General features: G+C 45.1%; 19 protein-coding genes and 2 pseudogenes. 12 read left to right on the top strand and 9 right to left on the bottom strand.

Going from position 1 to position 26,698, the window contains the following annotated elements:
- Nucleotides 1-58: 58 nt before the first annotated feature.
- The 3 genes from ACMAZD_RS24215 to ACMAZD_RS24205 all read right to left on the bottom strand — a co-directional run bounded on the left by ACMAZD_RS24215 (nucleotide 59) and on the right by ACMAZD_RS24205 (nucleotide 5,517).
- Nucleotides 59-2,413, bottom strand: coding sequence for a fatty acid cis/trans isomerase (locus tag ACMAZD_RS24215; RefSeq protein WP_435249790.1), 2,355 nt, complete (start codon nucleotides 2,411-2,413; stop codon nucleotides 59-61).
- A 143-nt stretch (nucleotides 2,414-2,556) separates the two neighbouring features.
- Nucleotides 2,557-4,221 carry a VRR-NUC domain-containing protein gene (locus ACMAZD_RS24210; RefSeq protein ID WP_435249789.1) on the bottom strand — a complete coding sequence of 555 codons (1,665 nt, stop codon included), beginning with the start codon at nucleotides 4,219-4,221 and terminating at the stop codon, nucleotides 2,557-2,559.
- 57 nt (nucleotides 4,222-4,278) lie between these two features.
- Complete coding sequence (locus ACMAZD_RS24205) at nucleotides 4,279-5,517, bottom strand: L-lactate MFS transporter (protein ID WP_435249788.1); 1,239 nt, start codon at nucleotides 5,515-5,517, stop codon at nucleotides 4,279-4,281.
- Between the two features lie 594 nt (nucleotides 5,518-6,111).
- On the opposite strand from ACMAZD_RS24205, the gene ACMAZD_RS24200 reads away from it, so the two are divergent.
- Nucleotides 6,112-6,492 carry a hypothetical protein gene (locus tag ACMAZD_RS24200; RefSeq protein ID WP_017105054.1) on the top strand — a complete coding sequence of 127 codons (381 nt, stop codon included), beginning with the start codon at nucleotides 6,112-6,114 and terminating at the stop codon, nucleotides 6,490-6,492.
- A 172-nt stretch (nucleotides 6,493-6,664) separates the two neighbouring features.
- On the opposite strand, the gene ACMAZD_RS24195 is transcribed toward ACMAZD_RS24200, so the two are convergent.
- Nucleotides 6,665-7,009 carry a YajD family HNH nuclease gene (locus ACMAZD_RS24195; RefSeq protein ID WP_435249787.1) on the bottom strand — a complete coding sequence of 115 codons (345 nt, stop codon included), beginning with the start codon at nucleotides 7,007-7,009 and terminating at the stop codon, nucleotides 6,665-6,667.
- 275 nt (nucleotides 7,010-7,284) lie between these two features.
- On the opposite strand from ACMAZD_RS24195, the gene yghU reads away from it, so the two are divergent.
- The 7 genes and pseudogenes from yghU to ACMAZD_RS24160 all read left to right on the top strand — a co-directional run bounded on the left by yghU (nucleotide 7,285) and on the right by ACMAZD_RS24160 (nucleotide 15,596).
- Complete coding sequence (yghU, locus tag ACMAZD_RS24190) at nucleotides 7,285-8,142, top strand: glutathione-dependent disulfide-bond oxidoreductase (RefSeq protein ID WP_435249786.1); 858 nt, start codon at nucleotides 7,285-7,287, stop codon at nucleotides 8,140-8,142.
- 325 nt (nucleotides 8,143-8,467) lie between these two features.
- A pseudogene (locus tag ACMAZD_RS24185) lies at nucleotides 8,468-8,661 on the top strand (zinc ABC transporter substrate-binding protein); the annotation flags it as partial.
- A gap of 49 nt (nucleotides 8,662-8,710) precedes the next feature.
- Nucleotides 8,711-9,034 (top strand): DOPA 4,5-dioxygenase family protein, encoded by a 324-nt coding sequence (locus ACMAZD_RS24180; protein ID WP_435249785.1) that lies wholly within the window; start codon nucleotides 8,711-8,713, stop codon nucleotides 9,032-9,034.
- A gap of 279 nt (nucleotides 9,035-9,313) precedes the next feature.
- Complete coding sequence (locus tag ACMAZD_RS24175) at nucleotides 9,314-10,201, top strand: ABC transporter six-transmembrane domain-containing protein (RefSeq protein WP_435249784.1); 888 nt, start codon at nucleotides 9,314-9,316, stop codon at nucleotides 10,199-10,201.
- On the top strand, nucleotides 10,191-11,366 hold the full coding sequence (locus tag ACMAZD_RS24170; RefSeq protein WP_435249783.1) for an efflux RND transporter periplasmic adaptor subunit: 1,176 nt from the start codon (nucleotides 10,191-10,193) through the stop codon (nucleotides 11,364-11,366). The genes ACMAZD_RS24175 and ACMAZD_RS24170 overlap by 11 nt, the downstream gene beginning before the upstream one ends.
- Nucleotides 11,363-14,575 (top strand): efflux RND transporter permease subunit, encoded by a 3,213-nt coding sequence (locus ACMAZD_RS24165; RefSeq protein ID WP_435249782.1) that lies wholly within the window; start codon nucleotides 11,363-11,365, stop codon nucleotides 14,573-14,575. The genes ACMAZD_RS24170 and ACMAZD_RS24165 overlap by 4 nt, the downstream gene beginning before the upstream one ends.
- Nucleotides 14,572-15,596, top strand: a pseudogene (locus ACMAZD_RS24160) (helix-turn-helix transcriptional regulator). The gene ACMAZD_RS24165 and the pseudogene ACMAZD_RS24160 overlap by 4 nt, the downstream one beginning before the upstream one ends.
- Before the next feature lie 154 nt (nucleotides 15,597-15,750).
- Here ACMAZD_RS24160 and fruA read toward each other — a convergent pair.
- From fruA to fruB, 3 genes are read right to left on the bottom strand one after another with little or no spacing between them, the layout of a single operon-like run.
- Nucleotides 15,751-17,511 (bottom strand): PTS fructose transporter subunit IIBC, encoded by a 1,761-nt coding sequence (gene fruA, locus ACMAZD_RS24155; RefSeq protein WP_435249781.1) that lies wholly within the window; start codon nucleotides 17,509-17,511, stop codon nucleotides 15,751-15,753.
- Nucleotides 17,512-17,526: 15 nt separating this feature from the next.
- Nucleotides 17,527-18,504 (bottom strand): 1-phosphofructokinase, encoded by a 978-nt coding sequence (gene pfkB, locus ACMAZD_RS24150; RefSeq protein WP_435249780.1) that lies wholly within the window; start codon nucleotides 18,502-18,504, stop codon nucleotides 17,527-17,529.
- 9 nt (nucleotides 18,505-18,513) lie between these two features.
- Nucleotides 18,514-19,647 (bottom strand): fused PTS fructose transporter subunit IIA/HPr protein, encoded by a 1,134-nt coding sequence (gene fruB / locus ACMAZD_RS24145; protein WP_435249779.1) that lies wholly within the window; start codon nucleotides 19,645-19,647, stop codon nucleotides 18,514-18,516.
- A 361-nt stretch (nucleotides 19,648-20,008) separates the two neighbouring features.
- Between fruB and cra the strand changes: the two genes are divergently transcribed.
- From cra to ACMAZD_RS24125, 4 genes are all read left to right on the top strand, one after another.
- Nucleotides 20,009-21,013 (top strand): catabolite repressor/activator, encoded by a 1,005-nt coding sequence (gene cra, locus ACMAZD_RS24140; RefSeq protein ID WP_435249778.1) that lies wholly within the window; start codon nucleotides 20,009-20,011, stop codon nucleotides 21,011-21,013.
- A gap of 622 nt (nucleotides 21,014-21,635) precedes the next feature.
- Nucleotides 21,636-22,928 carry a group II intron reverse transcriptase/maturase gene (ltrA, locus tag ACMAZD_RS24135; protein WP_435249364.1) on the top strand — a complete coding sequence of 431 codons (1,293 nt, stop codon included), beginning with the start codon at nucleotides 21,636-21,638 and terminating at the stop codon, nucleotides 22,926-22,928.
- 129 nt (nucleotides 22,929-23,057) lie between these two features.
- Nucleotides 23,058-23,876, top strand: a complete 819-nt coding sequence (locus ACMAZD_RS24130) for a winged helix-turn-helix domain-containing protein (protein WP_435249777.1) — start codon at nucleotides 23,058-23,060, stop codon at nucleotides 23,874-23,876.
- Nucleotides 23,877-23,891: 15 nt separating this feature from the next.
- On the top strand, nucleotides 23,892-24,371 hold the full coding sequence (locus ACMAZD_RS24125; protein ID WP_435249776.1) for a hypothetical protein: 480 nt from the start codon (nucleotides 23,892-23,894) through the stop codon (nucleotides 24,369-24,371).
- Between the two features lie 90 nt (nucleotides 24,372-24,461).
- On the opposite strand, the gene ACMAZD_RS24120 is transcribed toward ACMAZD_RS24125, so the two are convergent.
- Nucleotides 24,462-25,085, bottom strand: a complete 624-nt coding sequence (locus ACMAZD_RS24120; protein ID WP_435249775.1) for a transcriptional regulator — start codon at nucleotides 25,083-25,085, stop codon at nucleotides 24,462-24,464.
- 308 nt (nucleotides 25,086-25,393) lie between these two features.
- On the bottom strand, nucleotides 25,394-26,587 hold the full coding sequence (locus ACMAZD_RS24115) for an IS91 family transposase (protein WP_435247018.1): 1,194 nt from the start codon (nucleotides 26,585-26,587) through the stop codon (nucleotides 25,394-25,396).
- Between the last annotated feature and the right edge of the window lie 111 nt (nucleotides 26,588-26,698).

Raw genomic sequence — 26,698 nt, 5'->3', positions numbered from 1 at the left:
AATGTTTTATTTTAGTAAGTGACGACATGTTCATCACTATTGTGCTGTTTAGGGCCTACTATCTATTCTCAAAGCGATTGTAATCTAACAGGCCGAACTCAATCGGTTGGTTTTGTCGATACCAGCTATGAACTCGGTCACTGAACGGCCAAAATTCCGGAGAGCTGCGTCGTACTGCAAACTTATCAAGTAACGCCAGGTAGTCTTCTTCCGTGTTCAACTTCTGTAGCATTTTAACCAGAGTCGGAATCTCACTCTCGGTTAATGACAGGTAAGCCACAGGGTAGCTGCCCACAACGCCACGAACGAGCGTTAAGTCGTCGTTGGAGTAATGACGGTTACCTTCTTCATTAAACAAGCTCGAAATGTTGCTGTGAGCGTTATTGTGAATCATGGTGAACAGTTGCTCTTCGCCATTTTCCCCTTCAATCATGATCATTACTAATTGAGGAACATGACGTAGGCCTTCTCCTTTAATCAAACTCACTTGATTCAGCAGTGCTTCATTCTTTCTACCAAAACCTGTTTCGACAATATCAAAGCGGTTATCGAGAATAGGCTCGAGTTTATCTTTGATCATATTCAACAATTCACGCTTAGGATCGGCCGTTTTGTAAACCACGCTGGTAGGCTGATCAAAAGGTGCAATGTTTCGCTGTAAGTAGTCGCTCAGTTGTGCGCTTTGGTTTTGGTACCAACTTGAGTGTTCGATGTGACGAACGTCTTTAGGAAGAAGGGTTAAGAAGTTACTTTCACCTTCAAGACGCAAGAAATCCATAAACATACGAGTCATCAGCTGGTGGCCAAAGTTACCGTAAACATCGAAGCCTGCAACGAGAAGGTAATGAATACGTTCTAGAAGAGCATAATCAAGAATCCATGCAGTCTTAGGTTGCGTGCCAACTAACCCTTGTACAACAGATGCGCTATCGAAGTGCCTAAAGACGGTGAGAGCAGCGTTCTGGTTGATGCCATCTCCATCCCAAATGATGCCCGTGTCTAGGTTTACTCCACTCTCAAACCATTGGTTGGTGAAGTCTGATTTCGCGTTTAAGTATCGCGCTTGCTGCTTTGCGTATCTCACCCAGTGAGTCACAGGTACTGTGTTACTTTTAAGCTCACTAGGTAACTTTAAGTTTTTCTTTTGGCTTGCGTAGAAGGCGTTAATTTCTGGAACATCGGCTTTATCTGGGTCGATGAAGAAAACCCAAAAACGATCGTTAATCACGTTCAAGGCAAGTTGACCACGACACACCGGTCCTTTGATATAGGCCATGATGGTGTTCTGCGCGTTATCCAACATGAAGTTAAAGCGAGAATTCACTGGTATGGCTTCAAACGAGGTCATTGGATTCGCGGCGACATCAATCTTGTAGCTAGGTAGCTGTTTTACTTCATAATCTGCATCAAAAAACCACGTCTTCCACTTCTGCAATCGATCTTTGTTGAGAGAAAATGGCATGTGTGTTTTATCGACAATCGTGCCTTGTTCGGGGATGAGTCGGTAGTAAACGCGGTCAACCTTTGGGTCACCGTAAGGGCGACGGGTGCTGATACGTTCTACGGCTTGGCCTGGAGGGGTTGCAGAGCGAACGATTGAAAAGAAACGTATCGGTTGCTCTAGATCTGAGAAGTAAACATGCGATAAAAACAGGTGCTCATAGATGTAACGAGCTGAAAGTTGACTTTTAAGATCACTTTTATTGAGAAGATCTTCATAAATAGTGACCAGCTCTTGTTCACTTTCATTGAGGGGGATGTGGGCATTCATGAGCGAGCCATTTTCCAGCCAACTCATCAACGTTGCGTATTCAGTTTTGTCTAAGTTAGGCATCCCATAAGGCATTCCCCAAGTCGGGTAGTCTCTTTCATACTGAGCATATTCTTCGATGGTCGGGCATTGTTGGTCACGGTCGGTTGAAAAATCGAAACCTTCGAGCTGAGTTTGATCGGGAAGAGGGTAATTCTCTTTCTGAATTAGCATTCGAGATACAAGACCCGCATCGAGGTTAGCGGTAGGGGTTTGAATTCGCTCGTTGAGTACCGGATGAAAATCAGCTTCACGCCACTCTTGTGTGGTTATCGCATCTTCAAATAGACGAGTAGGGGCTGAGGCCGTCAAACGTGTGCCTTGGTAGACGAGTGCTTTGCTTGCACCTCGGTCTATACCTTCCACGGAAGACATTTTTAACTGGCAGGGCGCGTCGTAACAAGCGTGACAAACTACGCAGCGGTTATCAATAATGGGCTTTACTTCGTCGATGAAATGCTGTGCTTGGGCTGAGAGAATAGGAGCCTGACGATCACGAACTTCTTGTTTACCGAATAGCTCATCGAAATTAAGACCAGCGTAAACGGCACAACCTGAGAAGATGCTAACAAAAGCTAAAATGAAGAGTTTTTTCAGATTCATACGTATTTAAAGATTAGGCATTTTCTCTAATTATATCGAAAATGATTGAAAATGCTCATGTTCTAACGTTTTTATAGACAACATATTAATGGGATTGAATAACGTAACCTTTCGAAGCACTTGTCATACTGGCGAGTCAAGCGTTACTGATTAACGTAGCAAACCGAGAATGGAACAGACAATCGCTCAAACTCTTTGAGCCATCGCCACTGGTTATCTTGCAATTTGTCGCCGGGCCCTTTGACCTCAATCCAATGAAATTCATCGTCCTTGAAGGCAATCAAATCCGGCATCCCAGTTCTAAATAGCTTTATATCACTCAATATCACTTTGAATAGCTCGACGATTAAGGCATTGGGAATGGAATCGATGCTGTGTTCTATGAGCGTTTTGGGAAAATGATTCCAATGAACAAAAGGGTTAGCAATACCGTGTTTTTGGTCGTAGATATCAAGCAATTGGTTTAGCCCTTGCTCGGATAGGGTTTGAAACACAGACTGGATTTGTTCAACTCGCTTGTCTAAGAAATCTGAATGGTACAGATCCAGGGGGCGATGTTGGTAGCGATTGATAAATGCGCCCTCAACGTTTGCGAAAATTGCTTCCCATAAGGCTAAGCCAAACAACCCACATAAAAAACTGTTCTCAGAGAAGTAAACATCCCAGCCTTGGTCCTCAAAATGCTGCTTTACCGCAAGCTCGACTCGCGTTTGGCTTAGGTCAAACTCCAACTTTATCTGCTCACAATTTGGTTTTGAAGCGCGTGGCACTTTGTGGCCCTGCCTGCGTAATAACCTTTGCTCAAGCTTAACCGCGACCTCAAACTCTGATACATCTGATGGATTTGCTTTCATTTTCGTGACGATGTCACACATTAAGTTTAGCTCGTCTTGCTTGTCATAGATGCGTGCAAGTCGTTCTCTGCTCGGATTAAGTACGGATTGTTTGAACCAAAAGACAGCTTGATCGTTTTGGTTGAGCCTTTCTAGATCGCGAGCGATGTCGTTGATCAAACGAGATCGTTTTCTAGCTATGCTCTTGTGTTCTGATTCTGCAGGTATCGATTGTAAAAGATGTTCAAGATATTCAGGGTCTTTACGATTCCCCTCATAATATTGACGTTGAATATCACGTATCTGGAGCAGTTGATTGATCTGTTCTCTATAGATGAAGAAACGACGCTGTTTGCTTAATGGGTAGTTTTCGAAGGTGTTGAGTCCAAGGTCGCTCAGAACGAATTGGCTTAGGTCTTGATAAGTATTGCCAAAGAAGAGCAGTAGTAAGACATCAATAACGGCAGATTCGACAACGTAGATACAATCGAACGACAAGTTTTGAAACTGATCAAAAGGCTGGTGATCGAGCAAAGCCAAGAGTTCGTCTTTCTTCGCTGTCTTATTGTTCTTAAGAGATGGGAATGCGCTGAACAGCTCTGGTTTAGTCAGTAGATGCAATCCTAATTCGAGCTGACTGATTACGAGGTTATGTTGTTCAGTTGGGTGACTTAACGTAATGAAGTTCGATGCGTTTAGCTCTTGCAGGGCGCTTTTCAGATCTGGAACCTCAGTATAGTCGAGCTTATCACTTCGAAACCAGCAGCCTTTGCGAGAAAGTAAACGAACGATTAGGCACTGGCTTGCAACCGAAAGACGTTTGTATTCCGACAGCCACCGATATTCATCGTCACTCAGAAGATCGGGATAGAGTGTTTGAGCGTGTTCAATCAGTCGATTGAAGTTGTCGAGATAATAAGTAGGGGAGAGCTGAGGAGTGGTTTCTATCGTCAATGGGTTCGTCGCTTGATACAAAAAGAGCCCAACCCTAAGATTAAGCTCTTCAGTAACAAATTCAATCTTTTCTGACGATTAAGCTTGAGATGCTTTTAGTTCAGAAACTTTAGCTTCTGAGATAGGCTTCGTGATGATTGCTAGAACAATACATACTGCCATCATAGCTGCAGAGATTGTGTAAGCCAGGCTGTAACCTTCGCCATTCGTCATTGAGTAACCAACAACCGCTGCGCCGATAGCACCACCGATGCCCCATGCCGTGTAAAGCACGCCGTAGTTAGTACCGTAGTTTTTCAGGCCGTAGAATTCAGCAGTTAGTGTTGGGAATACTGCTAGAAGCGTACCGTAACCAACAGCAGCGATAGCCGTACCAATGATTAGCGTGAATTCAGAGTTGAACGTAGCGAATAGAGTCATGTTCGCGCCTTGAAGGATGAACGCTAGAAGTAGAGTACGCACGCCGCCGATTTTATCTGCAAGCATACCCGCAGCAACACGGCCGCCTGAGTTGAATACAGCAAGGATAGACGCTAGGTAAACCGCGTTTGGTAGGTTCGCTTGAACGCTAGCAATCGTAGTGATGTTACCGATGATCATAAGACCAACAGAAGCAGCAAATGCATACATGATCCATAGAGAGTAGAACTGAGGAGTCTTCAGCATTACTTTCCACGTTAGGTCTTCAGTTTTCTTAACCGCTTTAGGAGCTTGGCCTTCTTTTATTTTAGGCTCAGCTGGCGTGTAATCCGCTGGTGGGTTGTTGATCGTTGCCGCTAGAGGTACTGCGATTGCAAGTACACCAACACCAAGAATCATAAAGCTTGTTTGGATACCCATGCTATCGATTAACGCAGAAGTTAGGGGGGCTAGGTAAATAGCAGCAAGACCAAAGCCTGCAGCGATTAGACCGTTAACCATACCTTTCTTAGAAGAATGGAACCATTTCATTGCTGATGGAGAAAGACATGCGTAACCGAAGCCGATACCAGCACCTGTCATCACGCCAAACGTTAAGTTTAGCATCATAGGAGTCGTAGCGAAACCAGAAGCAATCATACCTAGGCCAGTAAGCGCTGTACCAAGAATAAGGATCTTACGTGGGCCCATACGGTCTTGAAGGATGCCTGCAACAAGAAGACAAACAGAGAATGTGATAGTTGCAATAGCGTAAGGTGAAGATGCTTCAGCAGCACTCCAACCAGCTTCAGTCACTAGCGCCTTGTTAAATACACTCCAAGCATACAGGATGCCAAGACAAAGGTTGATACAGAAGCCTGCTAGCAGGATACGTGATGCTTTATCAATCTTGCTCATTTTTATTCTCAGTTTTGTCGTTGGTCAGTGGTGAGCCACTTAACTAAAGACGGGTTATTGTGATTATTTCTTCAAAATTAGTTTGCGTTTATCAACAGGTAGCGCAAAAGAGCGCGGATTATAACCAATAAAAATGTGATTGGAATCTCTTTTTCCATTTTTGGTAAATAAACTCAAACTTGTTAATGGGTTGTTTTTTATTGGTTTTGCAATTGTGTTTAATACCTTTCAATTTTGTTCTTTTTAGCATGTCGGGCTAATTTTTTAAGGGATTCTTCGATAAGTATTTCTTCATGGTCACGTATTCCGTGCGGATATCACAGAGTTACGAATTATTTTAAATATTTTCTAAGGTTAATTTTGTGTAACAAAATAAACCAAAATAACGCTTTATCCATATGAGACAAGGAGTAACGGAGTTTTATTAAAAACAAAATGTTAACCAGTTGTTAAAGTTGATTTTTGGTAGTACCTTTGCTTACATTTTGTTCTATTAGAGGGCTTGTGTTGTTGATGAAAAGTGGGAAAATAGTATGCAAACTGAGATTCCAAATTTGAAAGGATGCGTTTCCAACTTATGGCGAGGCGAGTATTATGAAACTGTTTTTAATTCTATTGATGTCAATTTCTGGTGGTTTAGCGGCAGCTGACCATATCCACTCTTTCTTGTTTGGCTTCTATATTGCTGCATTGGCAGTAGGTAGTTGCTATTGGTTAGCTTTCCGCAGTACGCGTTTCCCACAGTTGGCTTTAATGCTATTGATGTGTGGCTTTTTCGCGAAAATTGCAGTGACGGTTGTCGGCGTTTCTTGGGGTATCTCGAACGATATTATTCAATCTCCGTTCATTTTCTCATTGTCATACCTGTTCTTCTTAGTGGTTGTGTCTTACGTTTGGTTTACATACCGCGATAAGTTGATTCTAAAAAAGCGCGCTAAGCAGGTAGAAGAGTCTCGCAAGGAAGCAGCAGCTTAATTGCAGTACTAATACAGAATTCTAAAAAGCGCTTTCTTCGGAAGGCTCTTTTTGATCCTGCCTACCTGATTTCTATTTTTGGTTATGACGGTAGATAAAAGAAACCCCAGTATGGCGACATACTGGGGTTTCTTGTTATTCGAACGACTCGCGTTTATAAAGAAGGAAGCGTTTATTTCTTCATCAACTTCGCTAGATCGGCGAAAGGGTTGTGCGTCGCTGATTGGTGGTCGTCTAAACGAGCCTTGGCATCAACACCGTAACGTTCATGATCTGTGTATTTTGAGTGTTCATGATCGTGACAGTACAGGCACAATAGTTCCCAGTTACTTCCGTCTTCAGGGTTGTTTGTATGGTCGTGATCGACGTGGTGAACGGTCAGCTCTCTTAGGTTTGAGTAAACAAATTCACGCGCGCACTTACCACAAACCCATGGGTACAGTTCTAGTGCTTTTTCACGGTAGCCTTTCTCTTGGCGAGCGTACGCTGCACTCGAGCCAGTGTAATCAGAAGACATTGCCAAATCCTTATCAATTGTAATCTCCCGATTTTATCACAGCTTTCTTTAACCTGTAGGCATGTCGTGACTAAATCATGTTTCGCACTAACCGTTATGTGGCTTAGGTTCGATTGGGCACTTATCTTTTACGTGTGCTATCTCATAAAGCAGGTTATGTCTCTCTGGAATAAGCCATGCTTAACAGTTTGAAAAGAAATTGTATTTAGGGGTTTTAACCAAGGGATTGTGACCTAATATCAGTTAAAGCTACCCTATATTAATAAGGAAATATCATGTCAGAACAATACACACCGCCAAAAGTTTGGGTTAACGATACTGATGGTGGTAACAAGTGGGCAAATATCAATAGTCCTAAATCTGGCGCTCGCTTTGATAAAGAGCTTCCTGTTGGTGACCATGCTTTTCAATTGTATTCTCTTGGTACACCTAACGGTCAAAAAGTCACTATCTTGCTGGAAGAGTTGTTAGCGACAGGTGTTAAAGAAGCTGAATTTGATGCGTATTTGATTAACATTGGTGAAGCTGAACAGTTCTCTTCTGGTTTTGTTGGAGTGAATCCAAACTCCAAAATACCAGCACTCGTTGATAAGTCTGGTGCTGAAGACGTGAATGTTTTCGAATCGGCATCTATCTTGATGCACTTAGCTGAAAAATTTGGTCACTTCTTACCAAAAGAAGGGGCAGCGAGAACACAAACCATTAATTGGTTGTTCTGGGCGCAAGGTTCGGCACCTTTCCTTGGTGGCGGTTTTGGTCACTTCTACGCTTACGCTGATGAAAAGCAAGAATACCCAATTAACCGCTTTGCGATGGAAGCGAAGCGCCAGCTAGACGTGTTAGACAAACAGTTAGCGAATAACACTTTTGTTGCGGGTGAAGAGCTGACTATTGCAGATATCGCGATTTGGCCTTGGTACGGCAACTTAGTGCTTGGCAAAATTTACGATGCAGCCGAGTTCCTCCAGGTTGAGTCTTATACCAACGTTGTGCGCTGGGCGAAGCTATTAGAAGCACGTGAAGGTTTCCAACGAGGCCGAGTAGTTAACCGATCATTTGGCGAAGAGTGGGAGCAAGTACCAGAGCGCCATTCCTCGGAAGACATTGACCGAGTTTTAAAGCTACGCCCTTAGTAACCTAAAGTTAAGCCTTTGGTGACTTAAAGCATTACTAGACAACATATCACTAGAGTTTGTTTTCGATTCGTTCGGGTGACAAACTCTAGTTTTCAGTCTGCTCGTTTTTGTATTTCCTTTTATCCATTCTCTAATCCGTTTTTCTACAAATATCCTCTCCAACCGTTCTCAATTTCTAACCAACATCTCTGATTTAAATTATCTTAAGTTATTGATTAATTAGTTCTTAACCTGTTTTTCCCGTCTGGTTGTTTTACTTTACTATACGTAATGACCTTTGGAGCACATGGTGCTCATGCTTTCTAGGAATTCACACCTGACAATGGCAACAGGTGTTGCCGTTGTATCCTCATCTATAATGGTATCTCGCCTGCAATGGCGTTGAACATCTTCGTCTGTGAGCCTGAGTGGAAGGCACTGATACATAGCCACGCTCTTGACGCTAAGATCTACTCGGCCACTACTGCGAAGCAAGATCCTCACTATGTGCAATTATATTTAGATTTAGCTATTAAAGGCGGTTTAGGTATAAACTTGCGACATCATAATTCTAAAGGATGGTGCCATGTACCACGGTCATATCTATTTCCCTCTGCGCTTTGCAGAGCAGGCAGAAACACTGCGTCAGAAAATTCTATCAGAGCGTAAAGATGTGCTAGAGACTTTCCCACTAATACAGCGTTTGGTTGGCCCACATAAGATGCCTATGTTTGAGATTCACTTTGCAAACAAAGAGTCGGGTATTGTTGAGTGGCTTGAGCAAGAGCGCGGCGATATGTCGGTGCTTATTCACCCAGTAACCAATGGTGAAGAAACGCTAGACCACACAGTCCGTGCGACTTGGCTTGGTCGTGAGCTAGGTGTGTTTGAAGATACGCTGACTAGCTAATTTAATTTTCGCCCGATAGTACGTATCTAATAAAAGTAACTGCTGTCGGGCGTAGCTCTCAGATTCTTCTCCAAATAAAATATCCTCCTTCAATTATAAATCTTTCCTGCTGATCCTCAATTATGCTCTGCGATTCCTCAGTTAGCTAATACATCAAACACTCCATTTACTGTAGCCATTTCCCTTTGGGCTGCGTGTTATTTCTAATACAGCAATTTGGGACACTTTTTTCCATGTCGGATTGGTAATACTGGCGCCATATTCATTATGGGCTCAATAATGTTATTCAAATACCCCATCTCACTGCTGACGATTATTCGGCTTAATCCATCAAAGGTCGCTGCGACTTGGTTAATGGTATTGGCTGAAAACGTGATGCTTATTCTGCTGCCGCTGTTTATTGGTTACGCCATAGACGGCGCGTTAAACCAAAGCTTTCAGCCTTTGATGATGCTGGCACTGATTCTTTTTGTACTGGTGATCATCAGTGTCGTGCGTCGTTTTTACGATACCCGTGTGTATGGTGCTATTCGCGTAAAACTAGCAAACCTTGTTGAGCGTAACCTGCGCGGTTTATCTATTTCGACCAAAGACGCTCGTCTAACCATGTCTCGTGAGCTGGTTGATTTTCTAGAAGATGATTTGCCTACTTTGATGACGGCGGTAGTTCAGCTAGTTGCGACGGTCGTTATCCTTTCAACGTTTCACTTCTCGTTGGCGCTTTGCATGTTGTTTGCAGGGCTGTCGATGCTGGTTATCTACGGCGTATTCCACCGAACCTTTACTCGGCTTAACGGCCAATTTAACGATCAAGCAGAGCTGCAAGTGAAATTGCTGAGCGGTGTTCGTTTATCTGCACTTCGTTGGCACTTTGAACGCCTAAAACAGTGTGAAATCAAGCTGTCTGATACCGAAGCTGTTGTCTATGGGCTGATTTTTATCGTGTTGTTTGGCGCGGTCATCGGCAATTTATGGATGGTGAGTCAGCTTATCGAGCCGACTGCGGGGCAAGTGTTCTCTATCGTTACCTATTCACTTGAGTTTGTTGAAACCGCAGTGATGCTACCAATAACGCTACAAACCCTTTCTCGTCTCACTGAAATCAGTCAGCGCCTTAATCACAACTCCATTCAACAGGTTACCAAGGAGATACCTCATGAAATTTAAAAAGCCATTTTCTGTATTAGTCGGTTGCGCAGCCATCTTTATCGCGTTGGTTGTCGTTGATGAATTGGAACCTGAAGCTACCCAGCCAGTGAAGAAAGAAGTCGTCCTTGCCCCGGTTTCAGTGTTAGAGGTGACACCATCACAGTATCAATCGACGTTAACGGTATTAGGTGTAACCGCTGCTCGTTGGCCTGTGCAGTTGAAAGCATCTAGTAGCGCACAGTTGAAATGGCTAGATGAAAGCGTTGAGCCGGGGAACTTGGTTAACAAAGGCGATGTGTTAGCAAGGTTAGATACTAGTGCGGTTGATGCGAACTTGGCTCAGGCGTTGAGCTCATTGAAACAAGCAGAATTGGAATTGAAGCAAGCTAAGCATGAGCAAACGGTCGCGTTAAAAATGCTGAACCCGAAAACGAGTTCGTCTTTTGCTCGTAGAGAGCCTCAATTACTTGCAGCGAAAGCCAACCTGAAACAAGCGAAACAGGCTTACCTAAGTGCACAGAAGTTGTTGGAAGACTCGGTGATTACCGCGCCTTTTGATGCGGTGATCATGAAGCGCCACATTAGCCCAAGAGAGTGGGTGGAGACTGGGCAAGTGACCTTTGAATTAGCTGCCAATGATTCGATTGATATCGAGCTTCCAATCTCTGAAATGCACTGGCAACAAGTGCAAGCTGCCTTGGTTAAGCCGAGTATTCGTGTCGTGAGTCGTTCTGGGAACCAATGGCCCGCGAAAGTGCGCTATGTGTCTCCGGAAGTCGATTCGGTGACTCGTCAAAGACAAGTAGTGCTATCGGTTGAAAATCCTTACCAACACAAGCCAAGGCTTTTCCCTAATCAGCAGGTTCAGGCTGTGGTTAACCTTGGTCTTCAAGGTGACGTAGTCAGTGTTCCTCTGAGCGCGATGACGCGAGACGGGTATGTGTGGACGTTAGATACAGAAGATCGTCTACGAAAACAGTCGGTAACGCTTATTGGGCAAGGCAATCAAGAGCTTGATATTCGGTTCAATGATCGAAGTGATAAGGCTCGTCGAGTGGTGCAATATCCGCTTTCTTCAATGCTTATCGGTAAACAAGTCGCGCCTAGATTCAATGAAGTTCATTCTGAGGCCATGCTCGCTGGCAAATCTGACGCAGCACAGATTAAGGGGTCAAACCAATGAGTTGGATGACCAAATGGTTTATTAACAATCCTGTGGCTTCCAATTTGTTGATGATGGCGATTGTTCTCAGTGGTGTGCTTGCGTTCGGACAATTGCGTGTCGAGTCGTTCCCACAAATCGCTCCCTCTTCCATCAGTATCAGTGTTACTTACCCTGGCGGTACGGCACAACAGATCGATGAGAGTGTTACGCAGAGAATCGAAGAGTCAATCAGCGGTATTGCGGGCATCAAGCAGATCACTAGTCAGTCGAGTGCTGGGATTGCTCAGGTTGTGGTTCGTAAAACCAGCAGCACAGATTTAGACAATCTTCTGGATGACATTCGCAATCAAGTTAACGCCATCAATGGTTTTCCCGTGCAAGCGGACAGGCCACAAGTTGTGCGAAACGAATTTACCAATCTAGCGGCGTTTGTGGTGGTGTCTGGGCCAAGAACCGATGACGAACTGCAACCCATCGCCAAGCAACTTGAACAGGCGCTAAAGAAGAATCCTCGAATCTCGAAGGTATCAAATTGGGGAACTCGCACATCTCAACTGGTTATCGAGCCCGATCCTGACCAACTGAAAGCGTTAGGGTTGAGCTTAGAAGACCTCGCAGAGCTTGTTGAGCAGCGATCGCTTGAGACTCGTAGCGGTGAACTGATCAGTGACAAAGGTCGAATGGTAATTCGTGGTGACGGTTACGCCGATGACCTACAGAAGTTGAACCAGCTTGTTGTTATTTCAGGAAGCAACGGAAAAATACTGCTGGGTGATATCGCCAAGTTAAGTCGTGGTTACCAATACAGTGGTTCTATCGTGCGTAACAACGGCTCTAACGCCATCGCCTTATTGGTCAGCACTAGCCAAACCGACAACCTGCTTAAAGTCAGTGAAGCGATCAGTGAAACGCTTGATGCACAACGTGCGATTTTGCCGTCGGATATTGGGCTAAATACCATAGCCGACATGGCGCCTTATATTGAAGACCAGCTATTTCGTTTAAGTGAAAACGCATGGCAAGGCTTATTGATCGTCGTAGTTCTACTTGGGATCTTTCTTGAGATTAGGCTCGCCTTTTGGGTCGCGATGGGCATTCCAATTGCGCTGACTGGGACGTTGGCAGCAATGCAGTTGTTCAACTACAGCATCAACGACATCACTCTGTTTGGCTTTATCTTGGTACTCGGTGTGCTGGTGGATGATGCGGTTGTTGTAGGTGAAGCGATACATGAAAAACGGACGGGGAACGTCGGCTATTATCCTAATATCAATGGTTTATCAAATATAAACGGATCCTCAAATCTAAACGGAAAGACAGCCGCTTGGCAGGGCGTTAACTCAGTATCAGTAGCAACCGTGTTTGGTGTGCTCACGACCATCGCAGCGTTTTCTCCAATGTTATGGATTAATAACGAGCTAGCCAAAGTACTGGCTGGATTTTCAGCCGTGATGATCTTTGCGCTGATATTCTCGCTTATCGAAAGCAAGTTTATTTTGCCGTCACACTTGGCTCAGCTTTCTGTGAAAAAGCCATCAAAAGGTATCTTTGCCAAGGTTCAGAATGCTGCTCAGGGCGGGTTACAGTGGTTTAATCTCAATATCTACAAGCCAGTATTGGAGTTTGCACTTGGCTACAAAGTCGCGTCCCTGCTTGGGTTTGTGGCAGTTATTTCACTGGCTTATGGCATGTGGTCTAACGGTGCGATTCGCAGTGCATTGTTCCCTGAAATTCCGGGACGTTACATCACCGCGGTTATTGAACTGGAAGATGGCGCACCACTGCCTTTACAGCGCCAAGCCTTGTTGCAAGTTGAGCAAGCGATAACGCAAGTAGAAAAGGGTTTAATGGAAGATTACCCATTACAAGAAAAGCCTGTTGTGAACCTGCTTGCTTGGTCTGATGGCTATGGCGAAATCGAAGTCACAGCTGAGCTCACCAACGAGTCCTTAAGCTCACTGCCGGGTAATTTATTGTTGAAGCGATGGAGAGAAAATACAGGCCAAATCGAAGGCGCTTATTCGGTTAAGTTCAGCGCGGCAGAGGAACCTGCTGGTGGAACATTCTTGACGATCTCTTCCAATGATCGTGAGCTTGCTTCTCTAGTTAGCGAGGAGCTTGCGGATACCTTGGCTTCGTTGAAAGGCGTATCGGATGTCTACGACGATGGTCAGGACGGTTTACCGCAAGTGCGCTTAGTATTGAATCAATATGGTCAGCAGCTAGGGTTAACTCAAGCGAAACTGGCTCAGTTAGCAGGTGAAGCGTTTGGTGAAAGGGAAGTCCATCGCCTATTAGAAAACGGGCAAGAGACCAAGGTGCTTCTGCAATACCCGAGAGAGGAGCGCAGAACCTTAGCTCAGCTACAACAGGCAATTATCATGTTACCTAATGGCGGAAGTGTGATGATGGGTGATATTGCCGAGTTTCGTCATGAGCAAGAGCCGCAAGTGGTTTACCGCCGTGACCGAGAGCAAGTGATTAACCTGTATTGGAAGCAGAATCGAGACCTGCAATCATCAGAGAAAACACGTGAGCAACTCGAAGATACGATTGAATCTCTGCACTTACAGTTTCCAAGTGTGACGATAAAAGCGGGCAGCGAATTTGAAGAGATAGGTGAGGTGTCGAACGGCTTCAAATCAGCGATGATACTAACGCTCATCATGATCTACATTTTGTTGGCGGTGCCTTTGAAGTCCTATTGGCAACCGATGATCATCATGGCCGTGATACCGTTTGGTTTTGCAGGCGCGATTTTTGGTCACTACTTGATGGACTTACCCATCAGCATTCTTTCGATGTTCGGCATGATGGCCATGACAGGCATCGTGATTAACGACTCATTAGTGTTGATCACGCGCTTTAATAGTGAATATCGCCAAGGCGTACCGTTACAGAAAGCGTTAGTCATTGCGGGCACCAGCCGTTTGAGAGCGATTTTCTTAACCACGATAACCACTGTGTGTGGGCTGTTACCATTGCTAAGCGAAACTGCAGAACAGGCGCAATACTTGAAACCAGCGGCAGTATCTTTGGTGTTTGGTGAATTGTTTGCCACTGCGGTAACTCTGATTTTTATTCCCGTGCTGCTTGGTCTGTTTTGTCGCAAGCCGCCGCCAGTTGAAATAGAATTAGATGAAAAAGACCTAGGTGAAAAAGATTTAGTCGAACAAGAGTTACGCGCAAAAGGTTCATTAGAAGAACTCACTTTGGAGCGCTCGTGATTGATTTTATAAAGGACAAAGACGATAGTGAAGCTAAGCGATCGAATTCGATCAAGTCGACAGAGACAAGAGCTTCTATGCCTGAGAACAAAGACCGTATGACGCAACAGAGCAAGCCTGACTATGACTCAGTGCCTGGCTTTAAGCTGGTACCTGAGATTGCGCTAGTGGAACCTTTGCCAGAGCACCTTCAAAAACGCTTTAGTCATGCACTTAACTTAATGCATGAAGAGTGGGGGGAGCGTCGTACTTGGGAAGAGATAGCAACCGAGAGCGCGATTTCGCCATACCACTTTCATCGTCAGTTTACTGAGCTGTTTAACGAAACTCCGGGTCAGTATCTGAGTCGTGTTCGATTACAAATCGCAGTCGGTTTGTTGATCAATGATGAGCCGTGGAGCGTGATTGAAATAGCTCAGTATTGCGGGTTTTCATCTTCACAGTCTTTAGGCAAGGCGCTTAAGCGTGAACTCGGCGTCACGGCAAAACATATTCGAGAAATGGGTTATAACGCGACTCCTAAGGAGACGGCGGATTTCATTCAGAAACTGGCACATCCAGGTGTGCAGTCTTCGATGGAAAAAGAGCTGGTTAAGTCTATGCCGATAGAGTTGGTTTGGTATCCAGAGCGCGGCATGCAAAAACTTAAGTTGGAAGATCCTGATTGGGACACCGTGTTTGAAATCTATGGTCAGAAATCGACGAATTTGATGGGCACCACGCCGATCAAGCAAATGAATAATAAGTGGGACGACATCGACGCTGAAATCGGAAATTCGCGAAAGGCCGCTACGATATGACCATTCCTGAAGGGTACTACTTATGCAGCGACGTTTATCTGGTTTCGGATGTGGCGTACAGCACAGCCTTAGAAGCTCTGTTTAAGGCGGTTGAGCAACAAGGTTTGAAGTTAGATGTGCAAGGTTATTTGGTAGAGATGATTCGTCAGATCGACACGGATGATGTCGAAGGCGTAACGTTCTCTTTTCAGTTACCCGTTTTAGCGACATTAGAAAAGTAACACCAAACCGAGCGTTTCAGTTTGCTAGCTAATTCCAATAAAAAGGCTCCTCAAATGAGGAGCCTTTGTTTTATTTCAAGGAGCCGTTTTACCAAGGGACAGTTTATCAGAGCCTCTGTTAGACGGGATTAGCCGTTAAACAGAGTAGGGGGGGTTAAGCCTCTGCTGTCACTTTATCGCTACTCATCTTTTTCAGAGCTGCGTAACCAAAACCTGTTACTGCCGTACCTGCTGCAATCGCCACTAGGTACATCAGTACTGGAGAGATAGCACCAGGAATCAGTAATACGAACAAGCCGCCGTGTGGAGCCATTAGCTGTGCGCCAAACATCATTGATAGTGCGCCAGTTAGTGCACCACCTGCCATACAAGCTGGGATAACACGCATTGGATCTTTCGCAGCGAATGGGATTGCGCCTTCAGAGATGAAGCATAGGCCAAGAACGAATGATGCTTTACCTGCTTCACGCTCGCCTGCTTCAAACTTGTCTTTCACTAGGAAAGTCGCAAGACCCATACCTAGAGCTGGAACCATACCTGCTGCCATGATTGCTGCCATTGGTGCATAAGTTTGCGAAGCCAGTAGACCAACACCAAAGGTGTAAGCGGCTTTGTTTACAGGGCCACCAAGGTCGAAACACATCATTGCGCCTAGAATCACACCCAGAAGAATCGCGTTAGACGTTCCCATGTTGTTTAGGAAAGTTGTCATTGCGCTCATCACGCCAGATACCGGGCCACCCACGATGTAAACCATCACAAGACCAGTGAACAAACTCGCGATAAACGGAATGATCAGGATTGGCTTGAGGGCTTCCATGGATTGTGGAAGTTGAACCTTATGGGCAATGAATTTCGCTGCGTAACCGGCAATGAAACCTGCTGCAATACCACCTAGGAAACCTGCGCCTGTTGAGCTAGCCAGCATACCGCCGATTAGACCTGGAGCCAGACCCGGACGGTCAGCAATTGAGAATGCAATGAAACCAGCAAGAACAGGAATCATCAATGCGAATGCAGAACCACCACCAATAGTCATCAATGCTGCTGCTAATGTGCCTTCTTCTTTAAACGCTTCGATACCGAATACGAAAGAAAGAGCGATGATCAAACCACCCGCAACAACCACAGGAAGCATGTGCGATACACCTGTCATTAGGTGCTTGTACACGCCTTTCTTCTCGTCAGAAGGCGCTGAATTTGAAGAAGCTGTGTGTTGGTATGGTTTAGCTTCTGCAAATGCTTTTTCCATCTCTTGCTTTGTTTTCTTCAAAGCCGGACTTGTTGTTGTTTTGTATAGCGCTTTGCCGTTAAAACGATCCAGAGGAACATCAATGTCGGCTGCGATGATAACCAGATCAGCGTCTGCGATTTCTTGGTCTGTCAGTTGGTTCTTCGCACCTACAGAACCGCGAGTTTCCACTTTGATTTGGTGACCTAGGCGTTTGCCTTCTGCTTCAAGCGCTTCAGCTGCCATAAAGGTATGTGCAACGCCAGTCGGGCAAGCGGTAATCGCTACGATCTTTTTGCTGCCTGTGCTTGCTGTTGTAGAAGAGTTTGGAGAGGTGCCAGTAACTTGGATAGATTCTTCAATTTGAGAAGCGTCTAATACTGTTGCTTCTGCTACCGCTTTCTCAAGAAATGCTTTTGCATCAGCTGTGCATTCAGAGATAGCCGCTTGGTACACTTTCTTGCCGACAAAGCGCGCTTTATCAACGTTGGTGTTAGCTGCGATAACCACAACGTCGCTGCTGTCGATAGTGTCTTGGGATACGGTTGAGTCAGGTAGCACGCTTGATTGACATTCAATAGCGGCGTTCCAACCCAGTGCTTTTGTCGCTTGCTCTAACAAGCCTGCGGCGATGATGCTGTTTGCTACGCCACTAGGGCAAGCTGTGATAATGGTAATATTCATAATAAACCTTTTGTCCTATTTGCTTGTGTCTAACTGGCTAGTCGGAGCACTAAGCGACTGTAATTGGATATGTTGTAGTACTGAATCCAGCTCTTGTTGGCTGGTGATGCCCACGCCTACCTGTGAAACTGCTAAAGCAGATAGGGCGGTTGCGAATTTAATAAGTTCTGGTTTTGGCATCTGTTGCATGTGACCCCAACATAGGCCAGCAACTAAGGTGTCACCTGCGCCTACCGTGCTTACCACTTGCATGCGTGGTGGTTTAGCATGTAACCATTCACCTTGGTTAAGCCACATTACGCCTTCTGCACCAAGTGATACCACGATGTTATCGATGCCTTTTTCACTTAGGGCTTGGCCTGCGTGTTGGCATTGGTCACGTGTGGTTAGTTCGGCGTTGAACAGCTGAGACAGCTCTTCATCGTTTGGTTTGATTAACCAAGGCTGTGCATTGATACCAGCTTTTAGTGCGTCACGGCTGCTGTCGAACAACACCTTTTTACCTAGGTCACGTAAGCGTTGTACCCAAGAAGCGCAAAGCTCTGGCGATACGCCTTGTGGCAAGCTGCCTGCAATCACGAAGTATTCGTGGTCTTCAGCCAGTTCTAGCAAGGTTTCTTCAAACGCTTTAACAGCGTCAGTATCAACAGGTACACCTGGGAAGTTGATGTCGCTAACTTGGCCTGAGTTCTCTACCAATTTCACGTTGATGCGAGTCGCACCATCAACACGGATGAAGCGGTCAGTCGCGCCCATCTGTTCGAACAGTTGGCAGAAGGCTTCTTCATTCTTGCGGCCAAGGAAACCTGTTACGGTCACTTTAGCGCCAAGCTCTGAAAGCACTTTTGCTACGTTTACGCCTTTGCCTGCCGCATGCAGAGAACCTTTGTTTACTAGGCTAACTGAACCTACATTTAGTGCGTCGATAGCACCTGTCAGGTCTAGTGCTGGGTTAAGCGTAACGGTAACGGCTTTGATTTGTTTATCAGACATATCGATTCCTTAACCTTCGCCAAGACCTGAAGCGATAGCTTTACCAATCGATTCAAGAGCTTGTGCTGCATCTTCACCTTCAGCAACAAACTGAAGCTGGTGACCGTGTTTAACACCAAGTGCGATCACTTTCATCAAGCTCTTCGCGTTTACTTCTTTTCCGTCGCCATCTAGGTTTGAAACGCGGATAGTTGATTCGAATTTCTTCGCTTCAGCGACTAGCATTGCCCCCGGGCGAGCGTGTAGGCCGTGTGCGTTTTTGATTTTGAAGACTGCGCAGTTGTCGTCGTCTTGAGAAGCTGTAGAAACCGCTTCACCTTTTAGAAGGCCAATCACTTGTGCTACATCCGCAGTCAACAGTTGCTGCTGTTTACCTTCGAAAACCATTTTGATTAGGTTTGCCAGAATAGATTGGTGCGCGCTGTTACAAGCAGCGAATGAGACCAATGCTTTAACCGGTGTGCCTTCGTACTCACAATGGTTTGCCGTTGAAACGAACGATACGCCAGTGCGAGTTACGCCTTTGTCGCTACCCAACAACCACAGGCCTTGGCCTAGGTGCGTCGGTGTTTTTGTTACTAGGTCAGCAACGAATGCGTTGTCTGTACAACCTGTGTTCTTAAGTAGGCCGCCCGCAACTGCAGACATTTGAACCATGTCGCTCGCAGGGAACAGTAGCTGAACTAAAGTAGCGTCTAGGTCTGCCTCTAGCTGAACTTCGCCATTCAGTAGAGCGATGATTTCGTCTTCTGATTTTGCTTGCTTTAATTTCTCTTCAACACCGTCTGCCGCTAGAACCTTCGTTAGTTGCTTAAGAATGCCTAAGTGCTCGTCAGATTTCGCTGCAATACCAATGGCTACGTAAACACGGTTACCGTCTGCCCAATCAATACCTTCAGGGAAGTGGTGTACCGCAACGCCTGTCTCTTTTACTAGGCCACGAGTGTCCGTGGTGCCGTGAGGAATCGCGATACCGTTACCTAGGAACGTAGAGTTCTGGTTTTCACGGTTCAGCATTCCTTCAACGTAGCCCGAGTCAACTAAGCCTTTCGCGGTTAGGTCGCCAGCAATGTTCTGGATAGCTTTGAATTTGTCATCGGCCGTTTGACCAAGAGTGATGTCAGATTTTGATAATTTAAGCATGGTGCCTCTTTAGCGTATCGCTTGAGAATTTGTGTATCGCTACGATTCAGTCTAGAGCAAGATTCATGGAGCTCAACTCGTTGCTTTATACTTGCTGAATCGGTTCAGCATTCAGTGTAAAAAAATTCAGCAAAGCCGATTTTAGTTTTCAAATAGTTTTGCTGCGTGTCGTTAGTTTGTTTCTTTTCGCTAGTAACGACAAATGGCTCTCAATTCATTCAAAAGGATGATTGAAGTCACTTTTCAGATTTTGCTGAATCCTTTCAGCTTTTATACTGAATCGATTCAGCATATAATTCAACTAATCCGAGGATCAGATCATTGGTTATATGATCCTACGCACAAAATACAGGTCACCCATATGACACTTGATGAAATTGCTAAATTGGCTGGTGTATCGAAAACCACAGCCAGTTATGTCATCAACGGCAAGGCGCAGAAATACAGAATCAGCGAAAAGACGCAGCAGAAAGTCATGGCGGTGGTGGAAGAGTATAACTACCGACCAGACCATGCTGCTTCGTCGCTACGAGCTGGTAATAGCCGTTCATTTGGTTTGATTATTCCTGATCTTGAAAACAGCAGTTACGCGCGCTTGGCAAAACTGATAGAGCAGAACTCACGTAAAGTGGGCTATCAAATCCTGATTGGTTGTTCTGATGATGACGCCGAAACCGAACGTAAAGTAGCGGAAGCGTTGGTGAGCCGTCGTATTGATGCTTTGCTGGTGGCGAGCTCTATGCCTGACGCTAACGAGTTTTACTTGAAGCTGCAAAACTCGGGGACGCCAGTGATTGCGATTGACCGTCCGTTAGACGATGAACATTTTGCCTGCGTGATCAGTGAAGACTTCGAAGCCGCCTTTGAACTGACGCATTCAATTCTCGATGACAACATTCACAGTGTTGGTTTAATCGGTGCACTGCCTGATCTGAACATTTCACGCGAGCGTCAGTTGGGTTTTGAAGCAGCGAATAAGGCTCATACACAGCAAACTGGGCTCGATGAAAATAAGCCAACCGTTGTAGGCTACGGTGAGCACTTTGATCGTGAATCCGGTCGAGAAGTGTTTGAAAAGTGGATAGCTAAAGGCACAGTCCCTGATGCGATTGTTACTATGTCTTATACCTTATTAGAAGGTGTACTTGATGTGATGGTCGAAAAGCCAGAGCTGATCAATCAAGTAAAGTTGGCGACCTTCGGTGATAACCGATTATTGGATTTCTTACCCTTTAAGGTTCACTCATTGCCGCAGCAATTTGAGGTCATCGCAGACAGTGCGTTTGCTTTGGCATTGAACGCTTCAGCAAAACGTCACCAGTCGGGCATTGAATTGGTGCCGAGAAGCTTAGTGAGACGTACTTAACGCGCCGACGATTCAAGTTTAAGGGAGCCTCAGTGACTTTTAAGGTACTGAGGCTTTTTTGGTGCGCCGAGCATGGCGTTGATCTAGGAGGTGAAAGTCCTCTACGGGCTCAGTCGAGCGAGAACCGTTAGCCTATGCAAGGGTGTTCACCGTGAGGTGAAATCTGAAGGAAGCAAATGGCAAAACTTGGTTGTGACGAACAGAAATCTGATAGTAGGCCATTACAACTTGGGCAACCTAGCCATAGATAGAATAGTCCAATGCCTCGACGGGAAGTGTGTAGTGGTAAATCAGGCACAGCCAAGGGAAAGAACAACGCCTTACCTCGGGAGATCTTATTGTTTGTCTCAATAGAGACTAATACAGCAGTGATGTTGTGTGATGGACAATAAGAAGTCAGCAGAAGGCATAGTACTTTGAGAATGTACAACTCAAAGGAAGGCCTGAACTGAATATATCAAGAAGCAGTCACTAGACACTCAATCATGTGGAGTCATAGCAAGATGAAACTCATCTCTACGTCCCAAAGGGCAATACCGCAAGTAAAGCTCATGGATACGAAGAATGACAAGCATGGTCGGCGTAGACAGGAGGGCGAGTCTTGGTGACCTCAACTTCGTTGATGGAGCAAATTTGCTCTTCAACCAATTTGAATCAAGCTCTTAGACGCGTGAAGAAGAACAAAGGGTGTGCAGGAGTCGACAAGCTCGACATCAACGCCACTATCTCAAGACTTCGACAGGCATCAAACGGGCAAGAGCTTCGCCAGATTCTTCTGGATGGAAGCTATCAACCTCAATCTGTTCTTGGTGTAGAAATCCCCAAAGCTAGTGGTGGCGTAAGGCAATTAGGTATCCCAACAGTCCTTGATAGGGTAGTCCAACAGGCAATCACATCAGTGCTGTCATGTATCTATGAGCCGAAGTTCTCCGACAATAGTTACGGGTTTAGACCCAACCGCAGTGCGCACCATGCATTGGCGGCCGCCAGTCGCTACATCCGAGAGGGTCGAGGTTATGTAGTAGATATAGACCTAGCAAAATACTTCGATACAGTGAATCACGATAGGCTAATGCACAGGCTGTCACAAGATATTGCTGATAAACGCGTGTTAAAGCTAATTAGGTCATACCTACAGGTAGGCATAATGCGACATGGACTAGTTGAGCAGAGACAACGAGGCACACCCCAGGGTGGGCCATTATCTCCGCTACTATCAAATATTGTATTAGATGAACTGGATAAAGAGTTAGAGCGTAGAGGGCATAAGTTCTGTCGATATGCAGATGACTGCCAAATCTACGTGCGTAGTGAGGAAGCCGCTCATCGAGTCAAAGAGTCGATAACGGAGTTCTTGGAGCAGAAACTAAAGCTGACGGTAAACCGTAAGAAAAGTGCAGCAACGAGAGTGACAAAGCGAACTTACCTAAGCCATCGCTTCCAGATAGACGGAACAATCGGGATATCGAAGACGGCACAAGCTCAAATGAAGAAGCGAGTACGTCAGATAACGAAGCGAAATCGAGGACGAGAGTTACAGGTGATAATCACGGAGTTAACTCAATATCTAAGAGGATGGCAACACTACTTCAAGCTTCCTGTTCGTAAAAGTGCAATGCAGCGCTTAGATGAATGGATACGGCGTAGGCTAAGGTGCTACCGACTAAAGCAGCGCAAACGCAGACACAGCATAGCGACATGGTTACAGCGACAAGGTGTAACGGAGCGTAATGCGTGGAAGCTAGCGATGTCAGATAAGGGTTGGTGGCATCTAGCTTTAACGCCACAGGTTAATCACGCCATGCCAATAAAATGGTTCGAGGGGTTGGGGCTGTACTCATTAAGAGATGGGTACGAGTCACTGAAAGTATATTCGGAACCGCCGTATGCGACCCACGCTTGTACGGTGGTGTGAGAGGACGGAGGCTGCGAGGCCTCCTCCTACTCGATTATTTCTACTGAATCCTGTTACCTGTTTGTTTTTGCTTCATCCTTGCTCATTTTTATCGGCATTTATGGGTGATAGTTATCGGTTGTATGTGGTATGGATCAGTTTGGGGAATGCATGTGTCTTGGTCTGATCAGTGCACTTAACCTAATGTATATTCGTCACTTTTCAACTATAATAAACTGTCATTTAGACAATATCTTGGTGGGAAAACTCAAAGTGGATAAGCAGTACTCTTGTGGTGATTTGGTTTTCGATATCGAAAAGATGACCATAACAAAAGATCGTGTAGAACGGGCATTGAATTACAATGAATGTCTTTTGTTTAAAGTATTCTTAGACAGTTCAAACCAAGTCCTGAGTAAAGAGACGCTAAAGCAAGCGGGATGGCCTGAAACCATCGTCACGGATTCCTCTCTCCAAAAGTCAGTGCAAAAGCTGAGACTTGCCATCGCTATGTCTGAATCGGTTGAGTTACGTACGGTTGCAGGTGTCGGTTACATGCTGTATTGCGATCAAGCCTCTCTCGAAGTAAAACCATCAGGTGCTCGACGTTTCAATGCGGCTAAACTAGCAAAGGTACTGTTGGCGTCAGTTTCTGTTGTGTTCATTGTCTTATCTTGCTTGAATTTCTTGCGGATGACGAACACTCACTTAATGCCTTATTTACATGAAGATTATGAGGTGGTGGATGTTGGTTCTCATGAACTGTTGAAACGCAAAGGCATGATTATTTCGCCTGACATAGAGGCGGTGATTCAACGCTTCGAATGTGATTGTTTTTATTTTATTGGTAAAAAAGCGGGACTATACAATCTCTCTATTTATGACAAAAAACGTCATCATAGCGAAAACTACTTTTTCGAAATTGAGGCTCTGCAAGAAATAACGGAGGGGGTGTTCAATGATGAATAGCCTGAGGAACCCAGTTTGATAAAACTTAGCTTAAAATCTAGTTTAAAGCCTTGGATCGCTCTGCTGATCGCTTCTGTTGCTTTTTATGGCGCATCACTTTACGTGCTCAGTAAAAAGCTTTTTCTAAATGGAAGGTACATTACAGAGGTACAACAATATTCTGATGATATGCATGTTTGGAGAGAAAGAATTGAAGTTGATTTGTACCGAAGCCATATAGAGTCAATGATATCGATAGAAGGGGATGGTTTAGAGGGCGCAGCACTGTTCTCAGTGGAAGGCAAGATAATCAAATCTTTCGATGGCGAATTTGATTTTTCTTACAATACTGAAGCCATTCAAACCACTGAGGTATTAGATGGTTACCAAGCCGCGAGTTATACCACAATGTTCCTGTCGGGCACCTCGAAAAACGAATTGATTTATCATAGTCAAGGAGTCGATGTTATTTCGAGAGAGCGGAATTATTTGATGCTAAGCCGAGTTCGGCAATAGCACGCTATAGATTTACTTCATTAAAGGCAAAGCTAAAACCAACGGTACCTCCCGGCTGACCGGGAGATAATGGAATAAATTCTATCTGTGTTAGAAGTGGTATTTCACGTTTGCCATTAATAACCACTCGTCACCCACCTTTCTGGTATCTTTGTAGGTCTTACCGTCTTCTGTCCATTTAGCTTCTAGTTCATTGGTGTGGTAAACGTAGTTTACTTCTGTACCTATGCTCCAACTATGAAAACGGTAGTCGAGTCCTGTTTGAGCACCAAGGACGATTCCATTTAGGTCATCTGCATCATAGTCTGCGTCGAACATCTCATAACCAAGTTTGCCACCCACTGTCCAAGCGAGTTCTTGTGTAATAGGCACGATGTAGTTGTATTTAGTAAATAGTGTGCCTACGTGAAGAACATCGCTGTTTTCGTAATTTTCAACATTTTCGATACTGACACCACGTAAATCATAACCAATACTAATTTGGTGAGTTTGATTGATTGTCATACCACCTTCGACGCCTAATACCATTGATGAAGTAAGGTCTTCCTCACTTTTAGTCCCGTCATAAGTGGACTCTGATTCAAGTTGTCCACTTAAACGTATACCAACATCAATACCGATAAACGGTTCGTAGTTCGCAGCGGCGTTAGCGTTGAACGTTGTCGCTGTGGTTAGAATGGCAAAAGCAAAAAGTGGTGTTGTTTTATTAAGCATCATTGGTTCCTATTAAAAAGGCTGAGAGTGAACTTTGTTGTTATTGTTTTTCACGTAGTGGTGAATTGATTTTCAAGTTAGAGGCTAGGGTAGGAAAGGAGAAGCGAATTGTGCGGAATAGGACAGAAAAAAGCTAAAGTACAAGGTAAGGAATCTCAATGTTTCCTGACCTGAACGATCGCGGCATAACTCTCGTCGGAATGAGTCGCTGACTCATCTAACTTCTGCTCTACAATCTAAACACGGATGTTTGTTGAACACTTTCATGCTGTTTTCGCCATTTCAGATACACCCATCCTGTGAAACGCCTAAATTGACCTGATTTGGGCTTGAACCAGAGCATGGTGGACCAGCTCTGACAGCGGCTCCCCAGCCCTAAAGCGAAGAAACGTTAAACGGTGCCCACAAAGAATGCACTCAAACGGATCAACCTTCACATACCCTTTCAGCATAGCTGCGTAACCGGGCATTTCAGGTGCGTCTTTAGGAGCGACACCCAAGGCACCGTAGACCTTAGGGAGCATCTCACCACGACGTCGGTTTGATAGAAAACCGAAGTATCGAATCATTTTGAAGTGCTTATCTGGAATATGCTCAATCATGCGTTCTATCAGAGCTTCTGGACTCAAAATGAGGGATTCCGTTCGACCATTTCTATGGTTGAGGTAATCAAACGTCACCAAGCCTCCCTGGAAGTTATGTCGTAAACGCGACGCCGATATCGGTGGCCGTTTTAGGTATCGGCCGAGGTAAGTCATGGTTGGCGTCACGTTGGCTGTTTTCTTTGCAAAGTGCAGCTTCCATCGACGGCAATATTGGCTGGTTAAAAATCGGGACCAATCTTGCTCATTACGAATGAAAGGGCAGTCCTCTCCACTCAAGTCTAACTCTGAGTAATTGGAGCTGAGAAGTTGAGTGATGGCACCGCGCCAACACTTCTCAGTGGTCTTAGCTTTAAAGAAAATCGGCTTCCATAGACCAGTCTTCTTACATAAACCCCCACGGGTGACAGACAAATGGATGTGCACATTCCAATTCAGCTTTCTGCCGTAGGTATGAAGTGCACAGAACACGCCAATATCGATATCGAGTTGCTTTGCCCATCCTAAGAAGATTTTGGCTGCGCAGCTAAAGAGATGATTGAGAAGAAAACGATTATCCCGAAAGATGGGCCACAACGTGTGTGGTAGCGTCAACGTAACGTGTTGATACTCACACTCAGGAAAGACATGTTGTTGCTTTCGTATCCACCGCTCTGTGGCTTTTATGCCACAACTGCTGCAAAAGCGAGATTTACACGTCTGGTGAATGTATTTGTGATGGGTGCAGTCAGCATGAGTGCATCGATACTCTTTAGAGCCAAAAGCAGCGGTACTGCAAGCGAGCATCTTGGTGACGTTTTCAATGACGACGGTTCGGAGGGTTTCTCGGTACTTATTGAGGTAGTTCAGCCAAGTATCGTTGGCATTGAAGAGTTGTTTGATGGGCTTATTCGGATGCATGACCTATAGGATAAACGATCCATGTAAAGCACCCTAGTAGGTTGAGTCTCTTTGTTTTCGGCCGTAGGCCGCTCAGGCGACACCGTCGCCGGTTCTTGTCTTGATAAGCCT

The sequence above is a fragment of the Vibrio sp. nBUS_14 genome (assembly GCF_051201655.1).
In the GTDB taxonomy this organism is placed as follows: Bacteria; Pseudomonadota; Gammaproteobacteria; order Enterobacterales; family Vibrionaceae; genus Vibrio.
This window is presented reverse-complemented; position numbering and strand designations above follow the sequence as displayed.

What these genes read in the sequence shown, in the direction of transcription:
- ACMAZD_RS24215 (WP_435249790.1), bottom strand. Translation starts at nt 2,413, where the DNA reads ATGAATCTGAAAAAACTCTTCATTTTAGCTTTTGTTAGCATCTTCTCA.
- ACMAZD_RS24205 (WP_435249788.1), bottom strand. Translation starts at nt 5,517, where the DNA reads ATGAGCAAGATTGATAAAGCATCACGTATCCTGCTAGCAGGCTTCTGT.
- ACMAZD_RS24200 (WP_017105054.1), top strand. Translation starts at nt 6,112, where the DNA reads ATGAAACTGTTTTTAATTCTATTGATGTCAATTTCTGGTGGTTTAGCG.
- ACMAZD_RS24195 (WP_435249787.1), bottom strand. Translation starts at nt 7,009, where the DNA reads ATGTCTTCTGATTACACTGGCTCGAGTGCAGCGTACGCTCGCCAAGAG.
- yghU (WP_435249786.1), top strand. Translation starts at nt 7,285, where the DNA reads ATGTCAGAACAATACACACCGCCAAAAGTTTGGGTTAACGATACTGAT.
- ACMAZD_RS24180 (WP_435249785.1), top strand. Translation starts at nt 8,711, where the DNA reads ATGTACCACGGTCATATCTATTTCCCTCTGCGCTTTGCAGAGCAGGCA.
- ACMAZD_RS24175 (WP_435249784.1), top strand. Translation starts at nt 9,314, where the DNA reads ATGTTATTCAAATACCCCATCTCACTGCTGACGATTATTCGGCTTAAT.
- ACMAZD_RS24170 (WP_435249783.1), top strand. Translation starts at nt 10,191, where the DNA reads ATGAAATTTAAAAAGCCATTTTCTGTATTAGTCGGTTGCGCAGCCATC.
- ACMAZD_RS24165 (WP_435249782.1), top strand. Translation starts at nt 11,363, where the DNA reads ATGAGTTGGATGACCAAATGGTTTATTAACAATCCTGTGGCTTCCAAT.
- fruA (WP_435249781.1), bottom strand. Translation starts at nt 17,511, where the DNA reads ATGAATATTACCATTATCACAGCTTGCCCTAGTGGCGTAGCAAACAGC.
- pfkB (WP_435249780.1), bottom strand. Translation starts at nt 18,504, where the DNA reads ATGTCTGATAAACAAATCAAAGCCGTTACCGTTACGCTTAACCCAGCA.
- fruB (WP_435249779.1), bottom strand. Translation starts at nt 19,647, where the DNA reads ATGCTTAAATTATCAAAATCTGACATCACTCTTGGTCAAACGGCCGAT.
- cra (WP_435249778.1), top strand. Translation starts at nt 20,009, where the DNA reads ATGACACTTGATGAAATTGCTAAATTGGCTGGTGTATCGAAAACCACA.
- ltrA (WP_435249364.1), top strand. Translation starts at nt 21,636, where the DNA reads ATGGAGCAAATTTGCTCTTCAACCAATTTGAATCAAGCTCTTAGACGC.
- ACMAZD_RS24130 (WP_435249777.1), top strand. Translation starts at nt 23,058, where the DNA reads ATGGATCAGTTTGGGGAATGCATGTGTCTTGGTCTGATCAGTGCACTT.
- ACMAZD_RS24120 (WP_435249775.1), bottom strand. Translation starts at nt 25,085, where the DNA reads ATGCTTAATAAAACAACACCACTTTTTGCTTTTGCCATTCTAACCACA.
- ACMAZD_RS24115 (WP_435247018.1), bottom strand. Translation starts at nt 26,587, where the DNA reads ATGCATCCGAATAAGCCCATCAAACAACTCTTCAATGCCAACGATACT.